The following is a 22,428-nucleotide window of genomic DNA, read 5'->3' as shown; positions in this document are numbered from 1 at the left end:
TAAGACTCAGATGTGCATATTTAAATAATGAGATTAAAATGGGTAGGTATGCTTAGTTAAAAAGCGGGATGCTCCCGATTTTATTGCCCGCTTAGTATACTAACAATACTCCGGACAGTTTTTGGAACGATACTATAAGCTTTACAGGGCAAGAATCATAAAAAAGTCGAATTAAATGCCGCGTCAGGGGTGGAGCTGAGATCGATTTAATTATCCGCAGTGACTCAAAGTCAAGCGAGAATAAGCCATTGGGCCATATAAAAACTGTCCGGACTATTGATACTAAGACTGAACTGTATAGTAATAGAAATACCTTTACCCGTTTAAGTAAAAGAAATCTCCTTAAGCAAACAAAGGTAAAAGCTCCAGAAAACCAGAGCAATTCCTGAACCCATGACTAACAACACCCCAGTCAAAACAATTCTGATTCTGGCAGCCAATCCCACCAATACCGTTCCCCTGCGATTGGAGCAAGAGATCCGGGAAATTGACGAAGGATTGCGAAGGGCAAATAAACGAGAACTGTATAAATTAGAACAAAAATGGGCAGTGCGTTCCCGTGATTTTTACCGGGCTATCTTAGATTATCAACCTCATATTGTCCACTTTTGCGGGCATGGTGCTGGAGAAGATGGAATTGTCCTAGAAGATGATACCGGAAAAATGGCGCTGGTGCAGACAAACGCCCTTGCCAGTATGTTTAAATTGTTTGCCAAAAAAGGTGTAGATTGTGTAATTCTCAATGCTTGTTATTCCGAAGTACAGGCAGAGGCAATTAGTCAATACGTTAATTATGTCATTGGCATGAATCGAGCCGTGGGAGATAAAGCAGCCGTTGCTTTTGCCGTGGGGTTTTATGATGCGATCGCTGCTGGATATACGTTAGAAGAAGCCTACGACTTAGGTTGCTCGCAGATGATGAGTTTCCGAGAGCATGAAACTCCTGTTTTCAAGAAAAAGAATTTAATTGATGCTCCGATTGCTCAGGGTGTAATTGCTGTTGAAGATGTGATTCCGCCCAATCCTTACCAAGGATTATCTGCCTTTGGGGAAGAAGATGCCGACTTCTTTTTCGGACAGGAGAAATTTGTCAGTAATTTAGTAGAAGTAACGCACAAACAACCGTTGGTAGTAGTGGTTGGGCCAAGTGGCAGCGGTAAATCTTCTGTGGTGTATGCGGGATTAATTCCCCAATTGCGAAAAGAGGGAAACTGGTTAATTGAAACTTTCCGTCCGGGAAAAGAACCCTTTGAGCCGTTAGCTTTTGCCTTGGTGCGGCAATTAGAACCAGAAGCAGGTGAAACTCAAAAACTGCGAGAAACAATGGGGCTAGCAGGTGATTTGCGAAATGGTAGGATCACTTTGCAGCAGGTGGTATCTCGCATTTTGGCACGTAACCCAGGTAAACGGTTATTGTTAGTTGCCGACCAGTTTGAGGAACTGTACACACTTTGTCAAGTGAAGGAAGAACAGGAAAGGTTTGCGGATGGGTTACTAACGGCGATTGCTCAAGAAAATATTAGATTGGTTTTGACTTTACGGGCTGATTTTTACGGCTATGTGCTTTCTTATCGTCCGTTGCGGAATGCGTTGCAAGAATGTACACCGCAGTTACTCAGTTCCATGAAGCGGGAAGAATTACAGGCAGCTATTGAATTACCCGCTCAAAAATTGGAAGTACAGTTAGAACCGCAACTAACCCAACGCATTCTCGATGATGTGGGGGAAGAACCGGGGAATTTACCGTTATTAGAATTTGCTTTAACTCGGTTATGGGAAAAGCAAATAAACCGAGAATTAACTCACCAAGCTTATGAAGAAATTGGCGGGGTGAAAAAAGCAATTGCTAATCATGCCGAACAGGTTTATCAACAACTGAGCGAAACCGAGAAAAAACAGGCACAGCGAATATTTGTGCAATTAGTGCGTCCGGGGGAAGGAACGGAGGATACCAGGCGCGTTGCTAGCCGTGCGGAAGTGGGGGAAGATAACTGGAATTTGGTCAGTTATTTAGCTGGATATCAAGCGCGTTTGGTAGTGACGGGACGGCAAGAACAGGAAGATACCGTAGAATTGGTGCATGAAACCCTAATTCGGCAATGGGGAACTCTCCGCGAGTGGATAAATGCTAACCGTCAGTTTCGGACTTGGCAAGAACGGCTGAAGGTGGCGTTACGCGAGTGGAAAAATAACAACCATGACTCTGGGGCAATGTTGCGGGGTGCGCCGTTGACTGTGGCGGAAGATTGGTTGCGTCAACGTGCCGATGAAATGACGCAGGAGGAACGAGATTTTATTCAGGTTAGCGTTAAAGAACGGGATAGGGAGAAACAGCAACAGGAACGCAGGAGGCGACTGACAATTATTGGGCTAAGTAGCTTTTCGGTGATAGCTTTGGGTTTAGCAGGAATAGCCGGTGTTGGTTGGTGGCGTGCGGCAATTAATGAAATTAATTCTCTGGCTCAATATTCCGACGGGCTTTTAAATTTAGATGGGACTAAAGCTCTCAAAACAAGTTTAAAAGCCGTTGTGCAAATGCGACGTACACCTTGGGTAGATGCTAATACCCAGACCTACGTAGAATTGTCATTATTAAATACAGTTTCTAATGTGGCAGCACCAAATACTTTGGGCGGACACGCGAACTCGGTTAATCGTGTCAGTTTCAGTCCCAATGGCAAGCTGCTGGCCACTGCCAGTCGTGACAAGACAGTGAAACTGTGGGATACCGCCACCGGCCAACAAATTAAAACCCTCAGCGGGCATACAGACTCGGTTAATATTGTCAGTTTCAGCCCCGATGGCAAGCTGCTGGCAACTAGCAGTGATGACAAGACCGTGAAACTGTGGGATACCTCCACTGGCAAAGAAATTAAAACCCTCAGCGGACATACAAACTCGGTTAATATTGTCAGTTTCAGCCCCGATGGCAAGCTGCTGGCCACTGGCAGTGCTGACGAGACCGTGAAACTGTGGGATACCACCACTGGCAAAGAAATTAAAACCCTCACCGGACATACAAACCCGGTTAATGCTATCAGTTTCAGCCCCGATGGCAAGCTGCTGTCCACTGGCAGTGCTGACAAGACCGTGAAACTGTGGGATACCACCACTGGCAAACAAATTAAAACCCTCAGCGGACATACAAGCTGGGTTTATGCGGTCAGTTTCAGCCCCGATGGCAAGCTGCTGGCAACTAGCAGTGATGACAAGACCGTGAAACTGTGGGATACCACCACTGGCAAAGAAATTAAAACCCTCAGCGGACATACAAACCCGGTTTTGGCGGTCAGTTTCAGCCCCAATGGCAAGCTGCTAGCTACTGGCAGTGATGACAAGACAGTGAAACTGTGGCGGTGGGATTTTGATTATTTAGTTAAGGAAGGATGCAATTTCATAGACAATTACCTGATACCTAATCCTAATGATGCAGATGCCCTGGAAATTGACAAAGATTTATGCAAAAAGCTTTAAGACTTTTAGATTGAAAACTGCATAAAAAACTCAACCTCACTCCCATATAAAAATCAAACTTTTCCCAAACTCCTTACCCACCAACAACCATGACAAACCAAACCCCCAACTTCTACGCCCTCCTCATCGGCATCAATTTCTACTTCCCCCATCGCTTACCTGAAGGTAACTACTACAAAAACTTGCGAGGATGCGTTCAAGATATCAACCACGTCGAAACCTATTTAAAAGACACCTTCACCCTCACACCCGACCAAATTATTAAACTCACTGCGACTGCTTCCGACAATCCCAACCAACCCCAAGAACCCCCGGAAATCCTACCAACTTATGAAAATATCGTCGCCAAATTCAAAGAACTAACCGCCAAAGCCCAACCTCAAGACCGAGTATATATTCACTACTCCGGTCACGGCGGACGGGCGAAAACAATTTTTGAAGATGTCAAGGGTTCTATGGGTTTAGATGAAGCCTTAGTTCCCTGCGATATCGGTCAACCACACTCACGCTATTTGCGAGATTTGGAATTTGCCAAACTCCTGGAAGAAATGGTGGCAAAAGAGTTAGTTGTAACCCTCGTACTCGATAGCTGTCATTCCGGTGGCGCAACTAGAGAAATGAGCGGAGATGACCGGATTCGCGGTGAAGGTTTTATTGATATGACTCTTCGACCTACAGATAGTTTAGTCGCACCGCTTCCGGAATTAGCACAAAATTGGCAAACTTCAACAGAAAATAGCCGCAATATTACCGTTGTCAATGGTTTGTTACCCGAACCGAAAGGTTATACCTTAATAGCAGCTTGTCGGGATCAGGAATTTGCTTATGAAAAGGTTTTTGAAGGGACGGAACGCAACGGCGCTTTAACTTATTATTTACTAAAAGCTTTGCGAAAATACGGGACAGAGATTGCTGTAGAACATTTGTTCAATCAAATTTCTAATCTAGTTCACACTGACTTTGACCGACAAACACCGATGTTGATTGGCGAGACAAATCGCTCTTTTTTGGGCGGTCAATCTGTCGTTGTTAGCCGTAACCCTCCGGTGATGAAAGTAGATATTACCAAAAACCGAGTCCAATTGCAAATGGGTGAAGCTAGCGGCCTTAAAAAAGGGGCAGAATTCGATATTTTTCGATTCGGAACGCGGAATTTTGAGGATAGTGAAAATCGCATTGCTACAGTTAAAGTTGTAGAATTGGGAGCATCCGACTGTTGGGCAGAAGTAACGGGGTTACACAACGAATTTACAACCAGAGAACTCAAACCTAAATTAAGAGAACGAATAATTGAAATAGGTTCACCTGCTGTCTATGTAGGGCCACCGTTGGAACAAATTCGCAAAGTTCGCGTTCTTCTGCCTGACCCGTTACCGCAAATTCCTGGTGTAGATGTGTCCTCACTTCTTGGTATGCTCGAAACTCAAAAAGAGGAAGTTGAAAATCATAGCTGGATAGAATTCTGTCCACAAACAGAAAAAGATGAGAATGTGAATTATTTTGTTTCCGTGAATTCTCAAGGAGAATATTTGATTTTAGATGCTAAAAAAGAACCAATCAAAAATGTTCTTTTGCCGCTCAAAGTTGATGCACCTGAAGCAGCTAAAAAGCTAATTAATCGCTTAATCCATATTACCATATATCAAAATCGTTTGGAGTTGGATAATGAAGATGCTTTTTCTCGCTTAAATGGCAAACTTAAGGTTGAATTGGTTCAATCAGTAAAACGGCAAATTGTAGTTTTGAATGCTGATGGTAAGGTTCCTGTATTAGAAAAAGGTACAGAGGTAACGTTACGAATTCGCAATGAATCTAATCGAACTTTAAATATCACTGCGTTGAACTTTGATATGAATTTTAGTATAGAACAACTCTATCCCAAAGGTCGGAATTATGAAGTTGTAGAACCCGGACAAGAGAGGACAGAAGAACTCAAACTATCATTGCCAGAAAATTATGAGGAAGGGGTAAATGTAATAAAAGTATTTGCAACTGTGGATGCAACGAATTATCGCTTGTGGGAATTGCCAGCGTTAGACCAAGATTTACAGGGGCGAAAGGCGGAGGTTGTAACTAAAGCCACTAATGAATGGACGACGGAAAAGGTGGAATTTGTGCTGAGGTGAAAAAAATGTAGTGCGAGGATCTTGCTGGCTGGCTGTTTTTGCCTAGTTCTTTTTGATTGACTTTTGGTTGAGGTAATCAGAGCACATCTGTTTATCCTCTGCTGTCACTTTCGGGTTGTTTTTGAGATAATCACTTATTGACTCGCAGCCTAATGCCATCAGTTTATCAAAATCCCAAGTCCATAGTCTGATGGTCTTGTCGGCGCTTGCAGAAGCCAAGGTTGTGCCATCTGGGCTAAAGGCGACCCTAATGACCGATTTGCGATGGCCAGTGAGCGTGGCGATCTCCTTTTGGCTTTGCAGATCCCACAGTTTGATGGTGTTGTCACCGCTTGTAGAAGCTAAGGTTTTGCCATCTGGGCTAAAGGCGACACTATAGACCAAATTGCTATGGCCAGTGAGGGTGGCCATCTCTTTTTGGGTTTGCAGGTTCCACAGTTTGATGGTGTTGTCACCGCTAGCAGTTGCCAAGGTTTTGCCATCTGGGCTAAAGGTGACACTATTGACCGAATTGCTATGGCCCAAAAGATTGGCAATCGGTTTTTGGCTTTGCAGGTTCCACAGTTTGATGGTGTTGTCACCGCTGCTAGCAGTTGCCAAGGTTTTGCCATCTGGGCTAAAGGCGACACTATTGACCGAACTCTGATGGCCCAAAAGAGTGGCAATCGGTTTTTGGCTTTGCAGGTTCCACAGTTTGCTCGTGTTGTCCCAGCTTGCAGAAGCTAAGGTTTTACCATCTGGACTAAAGGCGACACTATTGACCGAATCGCTATGGCCGGCGAGGGTGGCAATCGGTTTTTGGCTTTGCAGATCCCACAGTTTAATCGTCTTGTCATCGCTTGCGGTCGCCAAGGTTTTGCCATCTGGGCTAAAGGCGACACTCCTGACCGAATCGCTATGGCCGGTGAGGGTGGCGATGGGTTTTTGGCTTTGCAGATTCCACAGTTTGATCGTGTTGTCCCAGCTTGCAGAAGCTAAGGTTTTGCCATCGGGACTAAAGGCGACGCTATAGACAAAACTGCTATGTTCTTCCAAACTATTGCGCTCTTTAACTTGGTAAACTGCTGGTTGCAGCGCAGCCATCACTTGTCTTTTAATATTCCATGTAGTTTCGACTGAAGCATCGAGTTGTTTAAATGCTTGCCCCGCCTGCACTGCTTCCAACAGGGCTTGAAAAGTTTGTCCAGAAGCTAAATAGTCTTTTGAAGAGGCACTTGTTAGTATTACATCTGCTACCTTTTCAATTTGTCCGACTTTGTTCCTAGCAAACATAAAAGCTACTACTGCCACTAACACAGCAACCCCAGCAAAACCAGAAGTCACAACTGTAATTTTTCGTGCTTTTTGCTGGGCTTGAGTGAGTGTCTGATTCGCCTTAGTCAAAAGTTGATTGGCTTGTCTCTGTGCTTCTAGATCTCGTTCAACTTCCTGTCGTTGGAGTTCCCTGCCGGCATTTAAAAACTGATAATCTAAATCACTCAAACTTTTACCGGCAGCCCAAGTTTGAGCTTCTTGCAATGCCTGACCCCGCAACAGCCGCGATTCATCTTGGCACTCAGACTCAATCCAAACTTTAAAGCTTTCGCTATAGGGTCTGAGATTTGCTAATTGTTTCTCTACCCAATCCCGGTTAAAAACTGCTTGATAAATGGGGTTGTAAACTTTAATTTTACCTGCTTGCTTAACGACTAAACCTGTGAGACGCAGTTCCATTTGTTCAGCCGTATCATCAGCCTCTATCTCATTGTGCTGTAAAATTTGCTGATATAGCCCCAACAGCCGACTTGCCCGTTGTTCGCTGCGTAAAATCCGATCTCGAATGGTCTTTAAATGCTCTGGTTCATCCTGTCCTTCCCACTTCTTAATTACCTTTTCTTGAACTAAGTTTTTAACCCACTCATCAGGATTTTGAATTGAGGCAGAGTTGGCCTGATTGAGCAGTATTTTACAAACTTTTTGCGTTAAGAATGGCTGCCCACCCGTCCAATATAAAACTGCTTCTAACAATGCTTGCGAATTTTCGGCTTGAGTTTCTAACCCAACTGCCAAAGGTTGCGCTTCTGTTAATTGAAAGCCGGTTAACTCAATCGCCTGCCCGATATTAAACGGCGTGCGAAGATGATTACTAATCAAATCAGAAGGCGTTGCGACCCCAATCAAAGCAAAGGTTAACCGCTTATAGTGTGGTTTGTCGGCGCGATGGTTGAAACAGTCTCGAATTAGCGCAAAAAAGTCGTCTATATTAAATGGCAAAGCCAATACACTATCAATTTCATCAACAAATATCACGATAGATTCATCAAGAAATTTCAGCAAGACTTCTCCGATAAACTTGCTGAACCGTTGAACAGGAGAGACTAAATCGTGAGCTGTCCACCACTCGTAAGAATCAAAATGATTGTAAAGTTCAAAGCTATTCACCAGCGAGTCAATGAGGCCAAAATACCATTCTTCGGCCGTAATATCTGAGGTGCCAATTGACGTAATATCAACCGCAGCACAGGCAAATCCTTCTTGCTGCAATTTTGCCATTGTCTGCACCCGCAAGCTCGATTTTCCCATTTGCCGCGAGTTAAGGACGTAACAAAATTCTCCGGCTTTTAATCCTTGATAAAAATCTCGATCCGCTTGTCTTTTGACATAGGTGGGTGCATCGACCGGCAAACTGCCCCCCACTTGATATTCATAATCTAGATCAAGTTTGTCATTCATTAACGAACTCCCAAGCGATCTTTAAAATAAAGCCGATAGAGATTGCACAGAGGAATGACATCATTTCCCCGCAGTTTCACTAAGCCCATACTGCGAAGTTTAAAGGCTTGAGCGGGTTCTAATCGTACTGGCTCAGAACTCGCTATGACTTGTTTCATCGCTGCTTCTAAATTTGCATCAGCCGTGAGGTTAAATAGATGCCGGCGTAGGTGATCCCCAAAAATGCCTTCTTCAGTCGGTGCAATCTGTAAAAACTGTTCTAAATCTAAAGAACCGCGAGCAATTTCATAAAGAGCTTTTCTTAACAGATAAGGATGCCCATCTACCACTCCTATCAGCTTTTCTATCTCATAATTTGACCAATTTAGTTGGTGTTTTTGTACTAATTCAAAAATTTGTGTAGGATTAAATTCTGGTAACTCAATCGGTAAACCCACATTAAAGGGTGACTGGTTGATATTGAGCGGAATATAAACTTCTTTAGAATGGGAAATAACTAAACGTAGTTTTTTCCAAGCTTGTTCATTCTTCCCTTTTTCATGCCACGCCCGCAGCAAACCAAAGAATTCTTGGGCAATTTCGGGATACTGAAAAACTTGATCGACTTCATCCAATCCCAAAGTTAAGGGGGAAGTAATGGTGGCCAACAGATAGCGCTGAAAATAGTTGCCGCATTTTTGCTTGCTCCCCATGCCTTGTTTCCAGTAGTCTGCTACTCGATATTCTAAGTTTAATTCATTGGTGATGTCGCCACAGAACCACTGCAACAGCTCATCAAGATTGGTAAGAAAACTTGCATCAGCAGATTGAAAGTTTAAATACGCAGTTTTATGTCCTTGTTCTCTTGCCTGGTGCAGAATGCGCTGTAATAAAGAGGTTTTTCCCATTTGACGAGGTGCTTTTACTCGGATCAAAGCTCCTGGTTTGAGAATGGTTTGGTAGCAGTCGGATTCGATAGGAGGACGATCGGTATATAGCTGACAATCTAAGCTAACAGAACCTTCTGGGTTATCTAAGTTGGAAATTGAAATGGCCGGTGAGGTGAGGGATCGGGTATTTTCAACCGCAACAGGTGGATTTTTAACATTCTCGCTCACTGCTGCATCTAAAGCCTCTCTCACTTCCACTGTTGTCTCTACAGGAGAATCAGGCTTTGTCCTCAATACCGGCGTGAGTTCTTCAGGAATGCCGGCCATACTAATACTGGTACAACCCCATTCATAGGCGAATTCGACAGTTCTACCGGCACCCAATGCGTCATAAAATCCTACTGCGAATTCTCTGGCAGCATTATCACCGACGGCTTGGTTCATGCCAATCACATAAGGAATATGGGCTGCGATGGCTTTGGCTTGCACTTCTGAATAACAAGCGTTTAGTACCACACACTCTACTTGATCCTGAAACAGTTTAAAGAGGCCGGCTAATGCTTTTGCATTCACCAGCTTAATTTGTCCTGTGTCATCTTCAAGGGCTAACCCGCCTTCTCCTGCCCCATGTCCGGAAAAATGGACAATTTCTGGATTAAAATCTAAGACTGCTCGTTGCATTTCTCTGGGTGTCACCGCCCACTGTTGCTCAAGTTGAAATTTGTCACGCTTTTTAGAACGTTGCAACCCATCGGCAATTTCTTGAACCTCTTTACCTAAGCGCAGGGGCGTGGAGTTTTTGGGGTTAGCTGCCAAAAACAAGATGGTTTTTTTCTTTCTTGGGGAACTACTCATAAATGGGACTTTGACTAAAGGTGATTCGCTATTACTCCCTTTGGGCCCCAAGAATATCTAGTGAAGAGGAAAAGGCTTTGCTGCGGGCTTTTATAGATATTGGCTCGCGATCGCCCATACAAGATATTATTGTTTTTTCATGCCGATCTACTTACTAGATTAAGTTTACCAGCTCTACGGGAATATGCTGTATCATGTCACGTAAATTAACCACAATTATTGTAGCGGCGGGTTCACGCGCGATCGGCAATATCAGCCATAACTCCCGTAAACCCGATTCTAGTGGGAACTTTTACCCTCGAAAATCCCCCAAAGCTTTCAATGCAAATTGTGGCAAAGCTAACATCCTGCGCCACCGCCAAGGTTCTTGATAAAGCCGATACAGCCATTCTAAATGATTGTCGCAAAACCACGCCGGCGCGCGGGTTTTTGTCCCCGCCCAAATATCGAAACTGCCGCCTACTCCCACCCAAATTGACTGAGGGCAAAGGTGTCTGTGTTCGGCAATCCAAAATTCTTGGCGCGGCACTCCCAAGCCTACAAAAATTAGTTTGGGCTGCATTTTTTTGAGGCTTTCACGGAAGTCTTTCTCTTCATCTGTGGAGAGATAGCCGTGCTGAGAAGCAATCGACAATCCGTTAACTTTTTGCTGCCAAGTTTCGGCCGCCGCAGCCGCCACTCCGGGGGAACCTCCAAAGAAAAATAGTGGTTCTGAATCAGGCAATTTTCCGGCTTGTTGCAGCAGCGATTCTGCTAATTCAATCCCCGGATAGCGCTGTGCCGGTTTGCCGCGCATCCGCAAGTACAGGACCACTCCCGAACCGTCGGGAATCACGAGTTCGGCTTTGCGGATTACATCTGCTAAAGCGGGATTTTGCTCGGCTTGCATCGCCATTTCAGCATTCAGCGTCACGACGTGACTTCCCAACCCTTGATGCAGGCGCTGCATCAGCCAACCTGCATAATCATCTAATATGTGAACTGGTAGTCCCAGCACTGAAAATTGCGGCTGCGATCGATCCATATTTTTTTCTTTGAGATTCCTACACACCTAGTTATTTAAATTAGCTTAGATTGGCGATCTATCCTATACCACTTTTGGACGCAAAAAACCAGGTTTGTGCCACAAAGATTCTGTTAAGTCATCATTCCGTGGCCCAAAAACCGGGTTTTTTGTACGCGGCGCGCAAGTCCATTAGAGTTAGGCTGCCAAGTGCGATCGAGCATTAGTGTTCGATTTTTTTGACAGAGCCGTCTGCGTACCATTCCATCGGTACTAGCTCAATTTTACCATTAATTTTGACTGTAGAGTAGACAATTTTTACGAAAGGAACGCTGTTGTTATTGTTGTTGCGGCTAGACATGGCAATTACCTTGTTGTATTTGCAAAACTTGAGAAATAATCTAAACTCTGATATATTTAAAAGTCTATTCACCGCAATTCGGCTCGCATCAGGAACAACAAGGAAAACGAAATGGCGATCGCAACAACTCAGCGGCAAACCAGGTTAGATTATTACTACCAGCAAATCAAAACCGTCATCCTCAAGCGCCAGAACCCAATTACCGGTTTGCTGCCGGCGAGTACCGCCGTTAACGCCCACGGCGACTACACTGATGCCTGGGTGCGCGACAACGTGTACAGCATTCTCGCAGTTTGGGGTTTGGGTTTAGCTTACCGCAAAGTTGATGGCGATCAGGGCCGGACATTTGAACTCGAACACAGCACAGTCAAACTGATGCGCGGATTGCTGTTTGCGATGATGCAGCAATCGAGCAAAGTAGAACATTTTAAAAATACTCAGTCGCCCCTAGATGCCCTGCACGCTAAATACAATACTCAAACTGGAAGTATTGTTGTCGGTGATGACGAGTGGGGCCATTTACAGTTAGACGCTACATCTATATTTTTATTAATTCTTGCTCAAATGACGGCTTCCGGGCTGCACGTAATTTTTACAATTGATGAAGTCAATTTCGTGCAAAATTTAGTTTACTACATCGGTAGAGCGTACCGCACGCCCGATTACGGAATTTGGGAAAGAGGCCATAAAATCAATCGCGGCAATGCAGAATTGAACGCCAGTTCAGTTGGCATGGCAAAAGCAGCGCTGGAAGCAATAAATGGGTTGGATTTGTTTGGAATTAAAGGCTCTCAAGCATCTGTTATTCACGTTTTGCCAGACGAAATTGCCCGAAGTCGTATAACTTTGGAATCGCTTTTGCCTCGCGAATCTAGTTCAAAAGAAGTAGATGCGGCTTTATTGAGCGTGATTAGTTTTCCGGCTTTTGCTGTGGAAGACCGAGAATTAATAGAACGGACTCGAAATAAGATTATTGACAAATTGCAAGGAAATTACGGCTGCAAGCGGTTTCTGCGGGACGGACACCAAACAGTTTTGGAAGATGCCGATCGCCTGCACTACGAACCCACAGAATTAAGGCAGTTCGAGCACATTGAATGCGAGTGGCCGCTATTTTTCACTTATTTGCTCTTGGACGGCATATTTCAGGGAAATCAAGCCCAAGTGCAAGAGTACCAACAGCGTTTGGAATCTCTAGCAGTCGATCGATCGGGTTTGCCGCTGCTACCCGAATTGTATTACGTGCCCGCCGAAAATATAGAAGCAGAAAAGCTAAATCCCAGCAGCCAGCAGCGCTTACCGAATGAAAATATTCCCCTAGTTTGGGCGCAAAGTTTGTATTTTCTCGGTCAATTGCTGAACGAAGGATTAATCGCAGTTGGCGACATCGACCCGCTGGGAAGGCACCTTTCAGTCGGCCAGCACAGAGAACCTTTAGTGCAAATTGCACTGTTAGCTGAAGACGAAGATTTGCAAGCAGAATTAGCTGCTAACGGCATTGCGGCGCAAACCCCAAAACAGGTCGAGCCTATTCAAGTCCGCCAGACTAAAGAATTATCAGCTATTTACACGCAAATTGGACGTAACGACCCATTAGGCTTAACTGGCCGCCCCGTGCGGCGTCTGCGGAGTTTAACAACTTCTCGGGTGTTCAAAATTCGCGAAGAGGCGATCGTATTTCTCCCCTCATTTTTGAACAGACAAGAGTTTTACTTAACTTTAGATTACCATTTTTTAGTAGCTCAAATCAAGAGCGAAATAGCTCACATTCACCGCCACTGGTATCAGTTGGGACGCCCTACGGTAACGCTGATGCTGACTCACACTATGCTGGAAACTGGCCGGGAGGCGTTGTTAGAATTAATGAAGGAATTCCGGGATGGACACTGTAATAACACGCCAGTTAAACTCGGAAATCTTAAGCAGTTAATGCTGACTGCTGGCACCGAAAGAATTGATTTCATGCACGACTTTGAATTTACCGAATCTCCGGTGACAGGTGCAGTAGAAACGCGCTTATATCTAACTTACAATCCTGAAAAAACTTGGCCTTTGGGTCACACGCAAGAATTTAAATTAGAGTGCGAAACTAATACTCAATTCTTGCTAACTAGCCTACGAGATTCAGAAAATTTGTACGAACAAATTGAGTTGTTGCACACCTTAGTTAGACTCAAAGGATTAAATTTTGATACAGGATTTGGAGGTGCGGAAGCCACTGTACAAGTTGTGGATTTGCTCAACGAAGTTTATACAAAAGCTGGAGAAAGTTCGCAATCAAAAATTCAATGGGCCGTCATCCGCCATGCCGCAGGTTTGCTGGACAAAGTTGATATCAGCTTGTCTGATGCGGTGACAGACATTTTGGTGCGACAAAAGCAGATTGCTGTGGGTAAAGCCTACAGCGAAGATTCAGTGATTTCGCGCCCCGGTTCCTACACCGAAGTGATGGACAAAATTCGCCAATTCTGCGGAGAAGATATTCGCGATCGAGTTCTAACTCAAGAAGTTCTCATCTACCTCGGCCTGTTAATTAAAGCCGAACCGCATTTATTTAAAGGTTTGCTGACACTGAGAGTTAGCTACTTTATTCTGCTGTTAACAAGCGAGTTGGCGCGCGAATTGGGAGTTACGCAAAATGAAGCTTACGAACATTTAATGCAGCTAAGTCCCTTTGAAATCAAAAATCGCCTGCGCCAAGTGTTGACAGAATACGAGGAAATGAATCAAATCCTTAAACAGCAAGAATCCCTGCGCGTCAAACAGGCGGAAAAAGATATTGAATGGGTAGTAGCGCCTGTTTCCGAAGAACCCCAAATGCCTGCGGGAGGATGGCGGCGGAAGCGGCAGATGGAAGGTACTGTCAATCGCGTACCCAAGGATTTTTATCCGAGTGTTTGGGGACTCCTGCGGCACTGCAAAGGCTTGATAATTGGCGACAAATTAGAACGGCGCAATCGCTTAGATAGCCATATCATTTTATCGGAAATGACCCCAGGCGAAAAGAATTTTGCGCTACAAATCGAGCATTTACTGAATAAAATTGTCGCCCCGGAATACCGACAAGTCAATATTGAGGCGTTGATGGAGTTGGCGGCGATCGCCCAGCGCAACCCCGAATTGCAAGTAGAAGAATATATCGTTTTAGATGTATTAGTGGGTCACGCAGTGCGTCTGAATTGGCAAGGAAAACACCCGGAAAGATCCGATAAATACGACGAAGATAAAGCGGCGGCTTGGCAAGCTTTTTACAATACTTCGCCTTACGTTTGCGCGAGTCATGTACTCGATGCTTTCCGATTTTTGACAAAGTTTGGATAGATTAAGCGGCAATTCTGGTTTGAGCTTTTAGCGGTAAGGTGTGCACTGCACACCTACATATAGAGGTTCTCCGTAAGTCCTGTCTTCTCTTATATTCTCTCTCTTTTCTTCCTCCGCTTCCTCTGCGCCCTATGCAGTTCATTAAAAGAAATTCTCATCAACTTACTTTTGAGCGATGATCCAAGCTGTTCTTGAGGCAAAAACCTGTGATTAACAACCAACCGATAACTATTAGTCTTTTTACTGGAGCCTACGGTTTAGATTTAGGTCTAGAAAAAGCCGGATTTCAGACAGTAAGTTTAGTAGAAATCGAACCTGATGCTACCAAAACAATCTCTCTAAATCGTCCTCATTTATCCTTATCTGCTGTACCGAGAGATATTTGCCAAGTCAGCGCCCAAACTCTATTACAAGAAGGCGGACAAATCTTAGGTTTAGATAGGCCTCTGCGCGCTGATGAAGTAGATTTAGTGACTGGTGGCCCCCCGTGCCAACCTTTCAGCACAGCCGGAAACCGGGGGTCTGTTGGCGATCCGCGCGGTAGCTTATTTATGGATTTCATACGCATTGTTGACGAAATCAAACCGCGCTTTTTTATCATGGAAAATGTTAAGGGATTGCTGTCAGCTCCGCTTCGACATCGACCTCACAATCGCAGAGGTTTAGGTTGCCCCCAGTTAGAAGCTGATGAAATGCCCGGTGCAGCTTTACAAGTGATTTTGGCAGAGATGAAGCGCATTGGTTATGAAGTTGTGTATGATTTGCTCAATACTGCTGATTACGGCGTTCCTCAAGTTAGAGAAAGAGTAATATTTATTGGTTATAAAGGTAATGATTCCGTTACTTTGCCGCTCCCACATTACAGTCAGAAAGGTACTGGTAAAAAACCCAAATGGCTGACGCTTCGAGAAGGATTAAAAGATTTAGTAGATTCTCAGCCAGAATTTGTCCCTTACTCAGAAAGTCGCCTCAAGTATTTGCGGCTGTTAACAGCAGGTCAAAACTGGAGGTATCTACCCAGCGAATTACAGCAAGAAGCAATGGGAGGAGCTTATAAATCAGAAGGCGGTAAAGTTGGTTTTTATCGACGCTTAGCGTGGGAGAAACCGTCGCCTACTGTCACAACGAGTCCTCATCAAAAGGCTACAGATATGTGTCATCCCGATGAATTGCGTCCTTTGAGTGTAAGGGAGTGCGCCCGAATTCAAACGTTTCCCGACGACTGGGTTTTTTATGGCTCAACTGCTTCTAAATATCGGCAAATTGGGAATGCAGTTCCGGTATTATTGGGAGAGGCGATCGGTAAGTACCTTTGTCAGGTAATTAAGGGCGATCAAGTTAGAGGAAGAGAAATAAGTCAACAGCTTTCTCTTTTCAGTTAACTAATATTTAAAATAGAGTTGAGGAGAAATAAAAGTGTCAGAACAACTTCATGAATTATTAGCATTTGTCTTAGAGAAAGAAATAGGATTGCCTGCCAGCAAGTCTCGCTCTTTCGCCAGTCACTTTGCTGAGTTAGAAGAATTTTTTAACTTAGAAGCTGCAACACTCACAAACGGCATCAGCAGCATATCGGGCAAAAGAGCACTCAGATTTACTCCCGATGAGATTGAACGCATTTTAGCATTTATATCTTCAGGCCAACTGTCGCTGCAACTTACTATCGCTGAAAATTTTTTAGCCAGCATTTGTCGAGATTTTACTGGGCGACAGCTAGTTATGGTTGAAAATCTGACTTTAGGGAAAATTCATCCCAACCCATTTTTAATTAGGGCGTTAAATCTGGACACTCCCGAAGAAGTGGTCAGGCTCAATGTTTATATGACTGCTACTAGGTCTATTGTCACTTCAATGGGATTTTTTATTCAAAAACTCTTGATATCTTGCTCTGAAAGTGCAGAAAGTCCACCTGGCAAGTCAGGATGGGACGCAATTAAAACTACCAGTGATGGCGAGAAATGCTGGATACAGGTAAAAAGCGGCCCGAATGATATGGATAAAGACCAGATAGTATATTGGGCTGCCAAAATTGAGGAAAAAATTCAGGAGGGCGATCGCGCTTATATTGGTATAGCTTACGGTAAAAGAACTAATAAAACTGTAACACTTGGTTTGCTGAAGCAAATTTTGCCAAATTCGGAAATGATAACTTTAATAGGTCGAGAACTGTGGGATTTTGTCAGTGAAGATACTCGCTATACTGTGAATCTGTTTGAAGTGTTGCGTCAGTCGGCTAGTCAAGTTTTAGCACAAAGTTCTATTGATGAAGCTATAGAAAGGTGTAGCGATCGAATCATCGCTGAATTTATCGGGAAGTACGGCGAGGGAAGTCAAGGTGTTTTTAACTACATAGCAGATATATTTTGATTTACAAGTTCGTAGTAGCGCCCAAACGCTACTACAAACCCCCTACTACAAAACTCCTTTAGAACTCGGAATCCGACTGGCGCGCCGCGGATCGATTTCTACGGCCATCCGGATCGCCCGTGCAAATGCCTTAAACGTCGCTTCCACAATGTGATGAGAATTCCCCCCCTGCAACTGTCGAATGTGCAGTGTCATCTGAGTGTGGTTCACCACCGCCGAAAAAAACTCTCTCACTAATTCAGTATCGTAAGTGCCGATCCGCTGGTTGGGAATTTCTAAGTTGTAACTTAAGTGAGGCCGTCCCGAAAAGTCTAGCACTACTTCAATTAAAGCTTCATCCAAAGGTGCGATGAAATGCCCGAAGCGAGAAATGCCCGATCGATCCCCGACAGCTTTTGCTAGCGCTTGGCCTAAGGTAATTCCCACATCTTCGTTCGTGTGGTGGTCGTCAATCTCCAAATCCCCGATCGCCTGCACGTCCAAATCGATCAATCCGTGAGAAGCAATCTGATGCAACATATGGTCTAAAAACGGAATCCCCGTAGATGCCTTGCAAGTTCCCACACCGTCGAGATTGAGGCTGGCCGTGACATCCGTTTCCAGTGTCGTGCGTTTCACCAAGGCGGCCCTAGCTGGTTGAACTGAACTTGCAGGAGGAAGAGAAGGGCGATCGATTATCTCCATAATTCGCAATTGGTCATTCATTAGTAATTAATTAGTAATTTGGGATTAGCACTCTTCCAGGAGACAGTTGAAATCGAACAGGGGACTGTTTTTTCGAGAGTCTAAAAACCTCCCTGCGTCGCCCGCAAGCGTTGTCGAAGGGTCAACTATCAACTGTCAAAAAACCTCACGCTTCACTGTCAACTGTCAACTGTCAACTGTCAACTGTTTGCAAGCTGTTACATTCCCATGATTTCGTAACCGGCATCGACATACAAAACTTGACCCGTAATCCCGCTAGCGAGATTGCTGCACAGAAAAGCCGCAGCATTTCCCACTTCCTGCTGAGTCACCGTCCGCCGCAGCGGGGCCACTTCCTCAACGTGGTGGATCATGTCCAGAATACCGCCAACTGCTGACGAAGCCAGAGTCCGAATCGGGCCCGAAGAAATCGCATTTACCCGAATATTTAACGGGCCCAGTTCAGCCGCCAGATAACGAACATTCATTTCCAAAGCCGCCTTAGCAATTCCCATCACATTATAATTAGGAACTACCCGGACGCCGCCCAAGTAAGTCAGCGTCACAATACTGCCGCCCTCTGCCATCAGGGGTTTAGCAGCAGCACAAAGCCGCACCAGCGAGTAAGCGCTAATATCCAAAGCATTGGAGAAACCTTGGCGCGAAGTGTTGGTGAAGTCTCCCGAAAGTTCGTCCTTGCCGGCAAAAGCCAGACAGTGGATCAGGACATCTAACTTGCCCCACTTGTCGGCGATGGTTTGAAAAGTAGACTCAATTTCGCTCTCGTCTTGGACATTGCAGGGCAAATACAGACTGGGATTGAGCGGTTCCACCAGTTCAGCGACTTTGCGCTCGTGCTTGCCTTTCTCGTCCTTCAAATAAGTTATGCCGAGGTTGGCCCCAGCTTTGTGGAGCTGCTGAGCAATGCCCCAGGCGATCGAGCGATTGTTGGCAATGCCCGTAACAAGAGCATTTTTTCCGGTCAAATCTATCATCTGTAGTTTATCTAAAAGCAACTTGCACCGTTCTCATTGGCTAGATCTGACAACCCCGCCAGTTTAGACACAACTGATTCAGATTTAACTGATTCAGACACAATTGAGACACAATTGAGACACAATTGATATTAATTTTGCTGTGGAGCTACATGGGGCGGAATTGAAAAAGTTAAGAGAAGGGCTAGATTTAATCATACAGCGTGTGTTTACCTTAATATTAAATGGAAGTAACAGAATCCCAGGATATTGGAGGTTGGACAGTATATTTACTCAATAAGGTTAATCGACAAGTTATAAAGTATTGATTAGTACAAAGGATCTAGTCGTGACGCATGATAGACCGCTAGCAGCCGTGTTCCGCCAAATCAGCGGCGGGGCGTTTCCACCCATTGTGGAAACCTTTGAACGGGGCAAGACAATTTTTTTCCCTGGAGACCCGGCTGAGCGCGTCTACGTTCTCATTAAAGGTGCTGTCAAGCTCTCCAGGGTGTACGAAGCAGGGGAAGAAATTACAGTCGCCCTCCTGCGCGAAAATAGCGTATTTGGGGTGCTGTCTCTGATTACGGGGCACCGATCGGACAGGTTTTACCATGCGGTAGCCTTTACGCCGGTGGAATTGATCTCACTGCCGATCGAACAAGTCGAGAAAGCGCTCAAGGAAGACCCGGAATTGTCGATGGTGATGCTACGGGGACTGTCGTCTCGGATTTTGCAAACCGAGATGATGATTGAAACGCTGGCCCACCGAGATATGGGTTCGAGACTCGTCAGCTTTTTGCTGATTCTGTGCCGGGATTTTGGCGTGCCCGGTACAGAGGGGATTACGATTGATTTGAAGCTGTCCCACCAGGCGATCGCCGAAGCGATCGGCTCGACGCGGGTAACTGTAACTCGTTTGCTGGGGGATCTCAGACAAGAAACCATGATCTCGATCCACAAGAAAAAGATCACAGTCCACAACCCGGTGGCTTTAAGCCAGCAATTCACTTGATGCCGAGAAGAAAGTATAGGATTTTGGATTTTGGATTTTAGATTCAATCCAAAATCCAAAATCCAAAATTTAAAATCGGAATGACTGCTGGATACATCCTGGTATTTGTAATTTTAGTGTTGGGGGGTGTGATCGCCACTGTCAGCGATCGCCTTGGGACGAAAGTCGGCAAGGCAAGATTGAGCTTGTTCAAACTTCGCCCCCGCGATACTGCTGTTGTTGTGACAGTTATGGCTGGCAGCATCTTGTCCGCACTGACTCTGGGCATTTTGTTTGCGACTAGCAAGCCACTGCGAACGGGAGTTTTTAGAATAGACGAAATTCAAAAAAGGCTCAACAACGCCCGCCGAGAAATCAACCAGGCCACTCAAGAAAAAAATCGAGTTGAAACTGAATTAAGTCAAGCCAGAGCCGCTCAAGCGCAAGCTAGAGCCAATTTAGAGCAAATTAATCAATCCCTCCAAACCGCTAATGCCGAGCAAGCTCGGACGCAAACAAAATTAAACTCGCTGCGGGCCCAGCTCAACAGCGTGCAAGCAGCCAAGTCTAAAACTGAACAGCAGTTAAGTCAGGTAGAAGCGGCTAAATCTAAGACAGAAGAACAGCTCAGCAGCGTGGAAGCAGCTAAATCCCGCACCGAAGAACAATTGAAACTGGTTGAAACGGCCCGATCGACTACAAAAGCTCAGCTCGATCGCACCGAGAACCAATTGAAAACAGTTTCTGCTCAAAAAACGACTTTAGGATCGGAAATCGCTCAACTGCAAGAGGAACGCCAACAGTTAATCGAGCAGGTAAAAACTCAAATTGCCAAGCGAGACGCAGAAATTGCCAAGCGAGAGGCAGAAATTACCCAGCGGGACAAGGAAATTGTCGCTCGCAACGAACTAATTGCCCAGCGAGACAAGGAAATTGCTCAGCGGGTGCAAAATCTCGCCGAGCGCGATCAAACTATTATCGAGCGCGATAAAGTAATTGCTGAGAGGGAAGCACTCTTAGAAACCTTGGCACAGCAACAAGCTCAACTCGAACAGCAACAAACTTTATTGCAGCAGCAAGTGCAAGTTTTGGAACGGGACTTTCAGGCAATCCGCGAGGGTACAGTTGCCATCAGGCGCGGTCAAATTTTAGCTGCTGGCGTGGTTCGCATTGTCGAACCCGGTATGGCAAGTCGCGCGATCGATCGACTCTTGCAAGAAGCAAATAAAACCACCGTCGGACTGATGCAGCCGGAAAATAAGAAGGTTAGAGACCAGATTATTCAAATTACTAAAGCAGAAATCGATCAACTAATTAGTCAGATTAAAGACGGTCAAGACTACGTGGTGCGAATTGTCGCCGGCGCTAATTACCTGCGGGAAGAAAAGGTAATTAAGGTATTTGCAGAAGCAGAAATCAATCGAGTTGTGTTCCGCGCTGGAGATGTGATTGCAGGGGTTGCTGTCGATCCGGTGATTTTGACCGACGAACAGGTGCGACAGCAGTTGCTGCAATTGATAGAAGCTTGTCAATTTCGCGCTCGCCTGATCGGTGTTGTCGGCGGTAGAGTTCAAGTGGCCGACAGTCAGATTGAAACTTTAGCTGGTTTTATCGAGCGATTGCAGCAGTACGAGAAACCGCTGGACGTTCAGGCGATCGCCGCAGATGTCACTTACATCGCCGGTCCGCTTAAAATAGATTTAGTTGCTCTTGAAAAGGGAGTCGTTGTTTTCCGCACGGGACAACAAAAACAAGGCCCAGGAGATTTGAAAATTAAAAAATAAGTGCGATCGATATATCGAATTTGAGCAAAAATTTTGGGCGATCGAATTACAATTTTGCTTGACATTTTCGCGCCCTTGACATATCATTAAATCATGGAAATCTGTGCCGCCATATATATAGCAATCGTATGGTGTGTCGCCACCAAAAATCTGGAAGCACCACCAACAATCTCACAGCGAGGCACCGCACCGCTAAGAAGGCAAAGAAAGAAACTAAGACTCGAACCCTGAGATATTGACATCACAGAACAAAATTTTGCTCAATTCATAGCATTTATAATAATTATTGTAACAGTATATTGTTGAGTTTGTCGATCGTACAACTTGGCGCTTGATCGGAAAGATCATAAGTCGTCTTCCCATGATTCTTGGCTTACTTTTTCATGCAATGTTTGGCGCATATCCATCTTTCTTTGATATCTTTCCCAGCGAGCTTTCATGGCATCCTTTCTATTTTCCTCCATATACTGCTTGTGCTGATTGTAAAGCGTCGGCAAATTTTCAACTTCTTGATCGGAAAGACCATAAGTAGTTTTCCAATAGTTCTTGGCTTCTTCATGCAATGTTTTATGACCCATCACAATCTGTTTTTTATATCTTTCCAAGCAAGCTTCTATGGCCTCATTAAATTCTCCGTCCCTGTCACGATACCATATTGGCCAAAAGACACCCATTCTGCGTTCATTTTTCTCAGAAAAACGCCCATATATTGACTCAATGCGTAGATGAAAGCTGGGATCTTTTCGCTCGAATGCATTAATGTACGACTTAACATCCTTAATCCAGTCATACAAAATAGCATGACCGAGACTATAAGCCACTACTACTTGAAATGCTCACCGTCCTAAAGGAGCGGTGATTCTTGACGCTTCATCGGGATTTGCTACCGAAGTAGTCTGACAAT

General features: G+C 44.9%; 14 protein-coding genes. 7 read left to right on the top strand and 7 right to left on the bottom strand.

Going from position 1 to position 22,428, the window contains the following annotated elements:
- Window positions 1–393 precede the first annotated feature (393 nt).
- Window positions 394–3,474 carry an nSTAND1 domain-containing NTPase gene (locus QUA74_RS26410; protein WP_333334882.1) on the top strand — a complete coding sequence of 1,027 codons (3,081 nt, stop codon included), beginning with the start codon at window positions 394–396 and terminating at the stop codon, window positions 3,472–3,474.
- An 89-nt stretch (window positions 3,475–3,563) separates the two neighbouring features.
- Entirely contained in the window at window positions 3,564–5,600 is a 2,037-nt protein-coding gene (locus tag QUA74_RS26405) for a caspase family protein (protein ID WP_333334880.1), read from the top strand.
- 42 nt (window positions 5,601–5,642) lie between these two features.
- Here the strand turns inward: QUA74_RS26405 and QUA74_RS26400 are convergent, their stop codons facing one another.
- From QUA74_RS26400 to QUA74_RS26385, 4 genes are all read right to left on the bottom strand, one after another.
- A complete protein-coding gene (locus QUA74_RS26400) occupies window positions 5,643–8,312 on the bottom strand; it encodes an AAA-like domain-containing protein (protein ID WP_333334878.1) in 2,670 nt (889 codons plus the stop codon).
- On the bottom strand, window positions 8,312–10,036 hold the full coding sequence (locus tag QUA74_RS26395) for an AAA-like domain-containing protein (RefSeq protein WP_333334876.1): 1,725 nt from the start codon (window positions 10,034–10,036) through the stop codon (window positions 8,312–8,314). The genes QUA74_RS26400 and QUA74_RS26395 overlap by 1 nt, the downstream gene beginning before the upstream one ends.
- Before the next feature lie 292 nt (window positions 10,037–10,328).
- A complete protein-coding gene (locus QUA74_RS26390; RefSeq protein WP_333334874.1) occupies window positions 10,329–11,060 on the bottom strand; it encodes a WecB/TagA/CpsF family glycosyltransferase in 732 nt (243 codons plus the stop codon).
- Window positions 11,061–11,262: 202 nt separating this feature from the next.
- The gene (locus QUA74_RS26385) at window positions 11,263–11,400 is read right to left on the bottom strand and encodes a hypothetical protein (protein ID WP_333242846.1); all 138 of its coding nucleotides are present in this window, start codon (window positions 11,398–11,400) and stop codon (window positions 11,263–11,265) included.
- A gap of 111 nt (window positions 11,401–11,511) precedes the next feature.
- Here QUA74_RS26385 and QUA74_RS26380 point away from each other — a divergent pair, with 111 nt between their 5' ends.
- From QUA74_RS26380 to QUA74_RS26370, 3 genes are all read left to right on the top strand, one after another.
- Complete coding sequence (locus QUA74_RS26380) at window positions 11,512–14,721, top strand: glycoside hydrolase family 15 protein (protein ID WP_333334873.1); 3,210 nt, start codon at window positions 11,512–11,514, stop codon at window positions 14,719–14,721.
- 206 nt (window positions 14,722–14,927) lie between these two features.
- Complete coding sequence (locus tag QUA74_RS26375; RefSeq protein WP_333334871.1) at window positions 14,928–16,103, top strand: DNA cytosine methyltransferase; 1,176 nt, start codon at window positions 14,928–14,930, stop codon at window positions 16,101–16,103.
- Between the two features lie 34 nt (window positions 16,104–16,137).
- Window positions 16,138–17,088 (top strand): PmeII family type II restriction endonuclease, encoded by a 951-nt coding sequence (locus QUA74_RS26370; RefSeq protein WP_333334869.1) that lies wholly within the window; start codon window positions 16,138–16,140, stop codon window positions 17,086–17,088.
- Between the two features lie 45 nt (window positions 17,089–17,133).
- Here QUA74_RS26370 and hisB read toward each other — a convergent pair whose 3' ends face one another.
- A complete protein-coding gene (hisB, locus tag QUA74_RS26365; RefSeq protein ID WP_333334884.1) occupies window positions 17,134–17,772 on the bottom strand; it encodes an imidazoleglycerol-phosphate dehydratase HisB in 639 nt (212 codons plus the stop codon).
- 218 nt (window positions 17,773–17,990) lie between these two features.
- Window positions 17,991–18,767, bottom strand: coding sequence for an enoyl-ACP reductase FabI (gene fabI, locus QUA74_RS26360; RefSeq protein WP_006634022.1), 777 nt, complete (start codon window positions 18,765–18,767; stop codon window positions 17,991–17,993).
- Window positions 18,768–19,095: 328 nt separating this feature from the next.
- Here fabI and ntcA point away from each other — a divergent pair, with 328 nt between their 5' ends.
- Both ntcA and QUA74_RS26350 read left to right on the top strand, forming a co-directional pair.
- On the top strand, window positions 19,096–19,761 hold the full coding sequence (ntcA, locus tag QUA74_RS26355) for a global nitrogen regulator NtcA (protein ID WP_445176781.1): 666 nt from the start codon (window positions 19,096–19,098) through the stop codon (window positions 19,759–19,761).
- 80 nt (window positions 19,762–19,841) lie between these two features.
- A complete protein-coding gene (locus QUA74_RS26350) occupies window positions 19,842–21,524 on the top strand; it encodes a DUF3084 domain-containing protein (RefSeq protein ID WP_333334867.1) in 1,683 nt (560 codons plus the stop codon).
- 344 nt (window positions 21,525–21,868) lie between these two features.
- On the opposite strand, the gene QUA74_RS26345 is transcribed toward QUA74_RS26350, so the two are convergent.
- Window positions 21,869–22,345, bottom strand: coding sequence for a hypothetical protein (locus QUA74_RS26345; RefSeq protein WP_333334865.1), 477 nt, complete (start codon window positions 22,343–22,345; stop codon window positions 21,869–21,871).
- Window positions 22,346–22,428 lie beyond the last annotated feature (83 nt).

The sequence above is a fragment of the Microcoleus sp. LAD1_D3 genome (genome assembly GCF_036702135.1).
Lineage (GTDB): Bacteria > Cyanobacteriota > Cyanobacteriia > Cyanobacteriales > Microcoleaceae > Microcoleus.
The sequence above is the reverse complement of the archived record's forward strand: the minus strand, read 5'-3'. Positions and strand labels throughout refer to the sequence as shown.